This is a genomic window from Thalassorhabdomicrobium marinisediminis, from assembly GCF_003072065.1.
GTDB lineage: Bacteria > Pseudomonadota > Alphaproteobacteria > Rhodobacterales > Rhodobacteraceae > Octadecabacter > Octadecabacter marinisediminis.
The window spans coordinates 2,501-5,915 of record NZ_QCYG01000015.1 but is presented as its reverse complement, the minus strand read 5'-3'; the positions used below and the strand labels follow the sequence as shown (position 1 = coordinate 5,915).

Here is a 3,415-nt window from a genome sequence, read left to right as displayed (position 1 = left end):
CTGGCCGGGATTTTGTCGTTCTGTGAGAATGGGATGTCTACAAACGCCAACACCCGCAGCAAGGCTACGGGCGTTCGGCAAGTGACGATGGTTGCGGGAGTAGGATTTGAACCTACGACCTTCAGGTTATGAGCCTGACGAGCTACCGGGCTGCTCCATCCCGCGGGACCTAAGTGTATTGCATCGCAGAGAGATACGGGGTCGTTTCGAATTCCTTACTAGGTTTGGCAGTGACTTACTCTCCCACGTCTTAAGACGCAGTACCATCAGCGCAACGGCACTTAACGGCTGGGTTCGGAATGGAGCCAGGTGTTTTGCTCGTGCTATGACCACCAAACCAAGAAAGGAATTCGATACGATTGTTGCTCTTGCTAGGGGCAAGAGCGGGGGTGTTGTCCAAGTCAGTACGCTGATTGTGTTGTGTATGCTCTTGATCAGTAGGGCAAATGCCTTGCTTCTACTGGATCAAATCAAGCCTATCGGACCATTAGTACCAGTCAACTGAATGCATTGCTGCACTTACATCTCTGGCCTATCGACGAGGTAGTCTACCTCGGTCCTCAGGGATATCTTGTTTTGAGGGGGGCTTCCCGCTTAGATGCCTTCAGCGGTTATCCTGTCCGTTCATAGCTACCCAGCACTGCCGTTGGCACGACAACTGGTCCACCAGTGGAACGTTCACCCCGGTCCTCTCGTACTAGGGGCAACTCCTCTCAAATATCCTACACCCACGGAAGATAGGGACCGAACTGTCTCACGACGTTCTAAACCCAGCTCACGTACCTCTTTAAACGGCGAACAGCCGTACCCTTGGGACCTGCTCCAGCCCCAGGATGAGATGAGCCGACATCGAGGTGCCAAACACTGCCGTCGATATGGACTCTTGGGCAGTATCAGCCTGTTATCCCCGGCGTACCTTTTATCCGTTGAGCGATGGCCCTTCCACTCGGGACCACCGGATCACTATGACCGACTTTCGTCTCTGCTCGACTTGTCAGTCTCGCAGTCAGGCTGGCTTCTGCCATTGCACTCAACGACCGATTTCCGACCGGTCTGAGCCAACCTTCGCGCGCCTCCGTTACTATTTAGGAGGCGACCGCCCCAGTCAAACTACCCACCACACAGGGTCCCGGATCCGGATAACGGACCGCGGTTAGACAACAAGCGAGGCAAGGGTGGTATCTCAAGGGAGGCTCCACAGAAACTGGCGTTCCTGCTTCAAAGCCTACCACCTATCCTGCACATGCCTGACCTATTGCCAGTGTGAAGCTGTAGTAAAGGTGCACGGGGTCTTTCCGTCTAACCGCGGGAAACCTGCATCTTGACAGGTAATTCAATTTCGCTGAGTCGATGTTGGAGACAGCGGGGAAGTCGTTACGCCATTCGTGCAGGTCGGAACTTACCCGACAAGGAATTTCGCTACCTTAGGACCGTTATAGTTACGGCCGCCGTTTACCTGGGCTTCAATTCGGTGCTTGCACACCTCCTTTTAACCTTCAGGCACCGGGCAGGCGTCAGACCCTATACGTCGTCTTGCGACTTCGCAGAGCCCTGTGTTTTTAGTAAACAGTCGCCACCCCCTGGTTTGTGCCCCCAGCCAATACTTGCGTAGAAACTGGGCCTCCTTCTCGCGAACTTACGGAGGTATTTTGCCGAGTTCCTTCAACATCGTTCTCTCAAGCGCCTTGGTATTCTCTACCAGTCCACCTGTGTCGGTTTAGGGTACGATCTCATGGAAGAGCTATTTCCAGGGACCCCTTGGCTGCCCATTCAATCCAATAAGGATGAACAACGTCCGGAATCCGTCACTACTTCCTGGCCCAGGAATATTAACCTGGTTCCCATCGACTACGCCTTTCGGCCTCGCCTTAGGGGTCGGCTTACCCTGCTCAGATTAACTTTAAGCAGGAACCCTTGGACTTTCGGCGACAGGGTCTCTCACCCTGTTTGTCGCTACTCATGTCATCATTCTCACTAGTGATCTCTCCACCGGATGGCTCACGCCCCGGCTTCATCGAAAGTTCCGCGTCTCCAATACGGGCGAACCCGCTAAGGAGACATGGAACTATGTCACACTACGCTCTGCTACCACGCACTATGTGCATCCTAAGCTTCGGCTCATGGCTTGAGCCCCGTTACATCTTCGCCGCAGGACAACTTGTTTAGACCAGTGAGCTGTTACGCTATCTTTAAAAGATGGCTGCTTCTAAGCCAACTTCCTGGTTGTTTTGGTCGTCCCACCTGCTTTCCCACTTAGCCATGAATTAGGGGCCTTAGCTGTAGGTCAGGGTTGTTTCCCTCTCCACTACGGACGTTAGCATCCGCAGTGTGTCTGCCATCTAGTACTCCCGGGTATTCGGAGTTTGGTTAGGATCAGTAAGCCTGTGGGGCCCCATTACCCATCCAGTGCTCTACCCCCCGGGGTATTCGGATGACGCTCTACCTAAATAGATTTCGCAGAGAACCAGCTATCTCCGAGTTTGATTGGCCTTTCACCCCTAGGCACACCTCATCCCGACCTTTTTCAACAGGTGTGGGTTCGGACCTCCAATAAGTGTTACCTTATCTTCATCCTGGGCATGCCTAGATCACTCGGTTTCGGGTCTGATCCATCTAACTCATTCGCCCTATTAAGACTCGCTTTCGCTGCGCCTACACCTAACGGCTTAAGCTTGCTAGATAGACCAAGTCGATGACCCATTATACAAAAGGTACGCTGTCAGGCCTCATGGGCCCTCCAACTGATTGTAGGCGTTCGGTTTCAGGTACTGTTTCACTCCCCTCGTCGGGGTGCTTTTCACCTTTCCCTCACGGTACTGGTTCACTATCGGTCAGTAAGGAGTACTTAGCCTTCGAAGGTGGTCCTCCGATGTTCAGACAGAATTTCACGTGTTCCGCCCTACTTAATACGTCCAATTGTGCTTCATATACGGGGCTGTCACCCACTATGGCTGTGCTTCCCAACACATTCTATTCACACTCATGGCTCGGCTGGTCCCCGTTCGCTCGCCGCTACTAGGGGAGTATCTGTTGATTTCCTTTCCTCCGGGTACTTAGATGTTTCAGTTCCCCGGGTTTGCTTTTTTAACCCTATCTATTCAGGTTAAAAATACCTGTTTTACCGCATTATTAGCTGCTCCGGAGAGCAGTAATAACACAGTATCAGGTGGGTTGCCCCATTCAGAGATCCGTGGATCAAAGCTTATTCTCAGCTCCTCACGGCTTATCGCAGAGTATCACGTCTTTCATCGCCTCTTACTGCCAAGGCATTCACCAAACGCCCTTTTCGCGCTTGATTTGATCCAGAAAAAGCAAGGCCGGCAAGGCCTTACGGTCGCGGCAATCACTCCGCTTCCTACTTTCGTGCTGATCGAACAGCTTCTGGAACAAAAGTCATACATTTTCCCGACCACAG

Annotated in this window: 1 tRNA gene and 2 rRNA genes; all 3 read right to left on the bottom strand. The window is 52.5% G+C overall.

Annotation, left to right across the window (positions count from 1 at the left end):
- Window positions 1–88: 88 nt before the first annotated feature.
- A tRNA-Met gene (locus DC363_RS16500) sits at window positions 89–165 on the bottom strand.
- Between the two features lie 57 nt (window positions 166–222).
- Window positions 223–337, bottom strand: a 5S ribosomal RNA gene (gene rrf / locus DC363_RS16495).
- 129 nt (window positions 338–466) lie between these two features.
- A 23S ribosomal RNA gene (locus tag DC363_RS16490) occupies window positions 467–3,298 on the bottom strand.
- Window positions 3,299–3,415 lie beyond the last annotated feature (117 nt).